Origin of the sequence: Streptomyces sp. SID3343 (assembly GCF_009865215.1) — a bacterium.
Classification (GTDB): Bacteria; Actinomycetota; Actinomycetes; order Streptomycetales; family Streptomycetaceae; genus Embleya.
Map to the genome: position 1 here is coordinate 1 of NZ_WWJX01000435.1, position 4,113 is coordinate 4,113.

General features: G+C 72.3%; 3 protein-coding genes. 2 read left to right on the forward strand and 1 reads right to left on the reverse strand.

From position 1 onward, the window contains the following. On the forward strand, positions 1-1,534 hold a 1,534-nt coding region (locus GT354_RS14165), incomplete at its 5' end, for a hypothetical protein (RefSeq protein ID WP_161356666.1). A 215-nt stretch (positions 1,535-1,749) separates the two neighbouring features. Here GT354_RS14165 and GT354_RS14170 read toward each other — a convergent pair. Continuing rightward, positions 1,750-2,916: a PQQ-dependent sugar dehydrogenase gene (locus GT354_RS14170; protein ID WP_346012024.1), complete on the reverse strand. Its 1,167-nt coding sequence runs from the start codon at positions 2,914-2,916 to the stop codon at positions 1,750-1,752. An 88-nt stretch (positions 2,917-3,004) separates the two neighbouring features. Here GT354_RS14170 and GT354_RS14175 point away from each other — a divergent pair, with 88 nt between their 5' ends. After that, the gene (locus GT354_RS14175; protein ID WP_161356667.1) at positions 3,005-3,967 is read left to right on the forward strand and encodes a 2-hydroxyacid dehydrogenase; all 963 of its coding nucleotides are present in this window, start codon (positions 3,005-3,007) and stop codon (positions 3,965-3,967) included. Positions 3,968-4,113: the final 146 nt, after the last annotated feature.

Sequence of the window (4,113 nt, forward strand, 5' to 3'; positions counted from 1 at the left end):
CACCGACCCCACGCCCCACCAAGACCCCCTGGCCGCCCCCCGCACCGCACTCCGCAGCCCCGGCGTCACCGTCGAACAAGCCCTCGCCCTCGTCCGCGCCCACCCCGTACTCGCGCACACCGCCAGGCGCCCGGGACCGGTCGGGCTGCTGCACACACCCGCAGCGCCGGTGACCCGAGCCGAGGCGCTGGAGCAGATCGAACACGCCTCGGTGGCCGGCGTGTTGGCCCCCGCAGACGTGTTCGAGCGGGTGCGGCCGGCACTGGTCTCGGCTCAGGTGATGGCCACCGTCGCGCGCGAACACGCCTACCGCACGGGCGAGGCCCCGGTCCACGACCTGCTCCGTCCGGTCGTCCGGGCGACCCTGGCGACCGACCCCGCCGCCTGGGCACACCTGGCCCGCACGCTGGCCCGACACCCGGGCACGCTCCCCGAACTGCTCACCGAGGCAAGCGCCGCCCGAGCCACCCCCGACGCCTCCGCTGCGTCGACCGCCCCCTGCCCGCAGCCGGGCGAGATTCGTGTCCCCGCCGGAGTTCGCCCCTGCGTGGTCTTCCTGCTGCGGCGACTCGACGCCGACGAGCTGACCGAACTCGTCCCGTTCCTCGACGACGCGACCACCGCCGCACTGTTGCCCGGCAACGTGCCGCCGCTCGCCAACGTCGCCGAGGCCGCGTTGCGCAGCGGCAGCCCCGTACTCCTCGACGCGCTCGCCCGGCACCAGCACGTCGGCCAGGAGTACGGTGCCCGCCTGCGGGACCTCGGCGACGACGCGCTCGACCTCGCGCTCGTGGACAACTCCTCCGGCGTCACCACCGCGCTGCGCCGCGAGATCTACGCCGGCCGCCGCGCCGGTCGGCCCCGCGTACCGATGCACCCCGATCTGCGCGTCCGGCTGCTGGAACAGCCCGAGTACGCGGCGGAGTACGAGTCGTACGCGCTGTCCGGCGACCCGGCCCTGGTCGACCACGCGCTGCCGCTGTGCAAGCCCAAGCGCCTGCGCCGGATCGACCTCGTCGACATCCTGCTGAGCGTGTGGGAGCGCGCCGACGCCGGCGTCGCGAGCGACATCCTGCGCAACCACGCGGCCCTGTTCCCCGCCCCCGTCCGCACCACCGCCGAGGCCGCGTTCGCCGCCGACGACCCCACACCGCTGCGCGAGCTGCGCGCCCGCTGGAACCGGCGCCCCCGCAGCGAGCCGGCCCTCCCCGAATACCGCCGCCCACCCACCGACCGCCTGAGCACCGCGCCGCTGGACACGTGGTTCTCCTGGGTCGTCACGGCCGTGGTCACCGGCGACCTCGACCCCGCCGAGATACCGCGGCTCGCGCACCCCGCGCGCCACGGATTCGGGGCCCTGGTCTCCGTCGACAGCTACCACTGGGCGCCGAGCACACCCCGCCCCGCGCTCGCCGAGATCACCCGCCGGATCGGCACCAATCCCGAAGCCTGGGTGGTCTTCAACACCCTGATTCCCGACTTCGAAGGCACCCTGTTCGAACTGGCCGACCTCGCCAACGCCGCCGCCGGCTGAGCACCACCCCCGAAAGAAGCCCAACGATCCCCAGCGAACCCCACCAAAGCACAACAAAAGCACAACCAAGCGCAACACAGAGCAACCAAGCGCAACGAAGCACAACCAAACGCAACGAAGCACAACCAAGCACAACCAAGCACAACCAAGCACAACCAAGCACAAAAGCGTCGCCGCCCCCGAGCCCCCGCTCGACCCCGCCGCCCCCACCCTCGTCAGCTCAAGACCACCCGCAAAACCCGATCGTCCCCCTCGCGCGGACTGCCTCGCCCGTCCGTCTCGTTGGTGACCAACCACATCTCCCCGGGCGCCACCGCCACCACCGTCCGCAGCCGGCCGTACTTGCCCTGGAGGAACGCCTTCGGCGGCGCCACCGTCGAGCCGTCGATCGGTGCCTGCCACAGCCGTTCGCCCTTGAGGCTCGCGAGATACACGACGTCGCCGAGAATCGCGATCCCACTGGGCGACGCGTCGTCGGTCGCCCACTGCGCGACCGGGTTCACGTACCGGGGGTCGTTGCCGCTGCCCTCGACCACCGGCCAGCCGTAGTTCGCCCCGGACCGGATCAGGTTCAGCTCGTCCCACGTGTCCTGGCCGAACTCGCTCGCCCACAGCCGCCCGGTCGAGTCCCACGCGAGACCCTGCACGTTGCGGTGGCCCAGGCTCCACACCGGCGAGTTCGGGAACGGGTTGCCCGGAGCCGGCTTCCCCTCGGGGGTCACCCGCAGGATCTTGCCGCCGAGCGAGCCGGGGTCCTGCGCGTTCGGCTTCTCGCCGGCCTCGCCGGTGCCCGCGTACAGCATGCCGTCGGGGCCGAACGCGATCCGGCCGCCGTTGTGGTTCGACCCGGCCGGGATCCCGCTCAGCAACACCTGGGGTTGTCCCAGGGGTTGGTCCGGCAGGTACGTCATCCGCACGATCCGGTTGTCCTCGGCAGTGGTCAGATACGCGTACAGGAAGTGGTCGTTCGCGTAGTTCGGGGACAGCGCCAGGCCGAGCAGGCCGCCCTCGCCCCGGTGCACCGCACCCGGGACCGTACCGACGGTCGTCGGCGTCGGCGTGCCGGGGCCGATCCGCACGATCGCGCCGGTGTCGCGCGAGGACACCAGCGCGTCCTTGTCCGGCAGCGGTGCCAGGCCCCACGGCGTGTTCAGGCCGCGCGCCAGTTCGCCCGCCACCACCGGGTCCCTGACGTCGGTCGCGGTCGGGCCCGCCGGTTCGTTGCGGGCCGCGCCGGTCGGGGCGGCCGTGGCCGCGTGCGTGGCCGAGGACTTCGCGGCCGTGGGGGACTTGCCGTCGTCACTGCACGCGGTGAGCCCGCCCACCACCGTCGCGGCGAGCACGAGCGAGGTCCAACGAGCCTTCGGATGCCGTGTGCGCACCGGGAACACCACCTTCTCGGGATGCCCCGACCCTAAGCCGATCCCGGCCGAAGCGGAGCATCCCGACACGACATTTAGAGTGCTGCCCATGGTCAGCGCAGGCAGGATCTGGGTCCCCTATCCCCTCGAACAGCTCGCCCCCTTGCCCTCCGGGCTCGGCGGGGTCGACGTCTACGTCGGTGCCGACGGTCCGGTGCCCGAGACCGCCGCGGCGGTCGAGTTCTACGTCCTGCCCTACACGTTCGACCGCGAACCGCTGCGCCGGATCGCGGATATGCCCGAGCTCAAGGCGATCCAGAGCCTGACCGCGGGCTACGAACACGTGCTGCCGTACCTGCCCGACGGCGTCGCGCTGTGCAACGGACGGGGGATCCACGAGACGAGCACCGCCGAACTCGCGATCACCCTGACCCTCGCGGCGCTGCGCGACATCCCCTCGTTCGTGCGCGGTCAGGACGCGGGCGAATGGCGCAGCGGGTTCTATCCCGCGCTCGCCGACAAAACCGTCCTGATCGTCGGCTACGGCGCGATCGGCGAGGCCGTGGACCGGCGCCTGACCGGCTTCGAGGTGGACGTCGTACGCGTCGCCCGCACGGCTCGCGCGAGCGCGCACGGACCGATCCACGCCCTCGCCGAACTGCCCGAACTACTCCCACGCGCCGACGTGGTGATCCTGACCGTCCCGCTCACCGAGGACACCCGCGGCCTCGTCGACGCCGACTTCCTCGCCCGCCTGTCCGACGGCGCGCTCGTGGTCAACGTCGCGCGCGGCCCCGTCGTCGACACCAAGGCGCTGCTCGCCGAAACCACCTCGGGCCGGATCCGGGCCGCGCTCGACGTCACCGACCCCGAGCCGCTGCCCGCCGACCATCCGCTGCGCTTCGCGCCCGGGGTGTTGATCAGCCCACACGTCGGCGGCAGCTCGTCGGCCTTCCTGCCGCGCGCACAGTCTTTGATCCGCGAACAGCTCGCGCGTTGGTCCGAAGGAGTGACTCTCGGCAATATCGTCGTCGGGCCGTCAACCGATTCGGGTCGGCAGCGCTCTGGATAGGGGCAAGGCAGACACGGGTACGGTGTGCCCGGCGCACGCCGAACCGGATGGAGACACATGAACGACAGGGGGACGGCGCCCCGCGCTGCCCACACGCGGTTCGACGAGCCCGACACCGCCGCACGGCCCGACCGCGACGGGTCCCC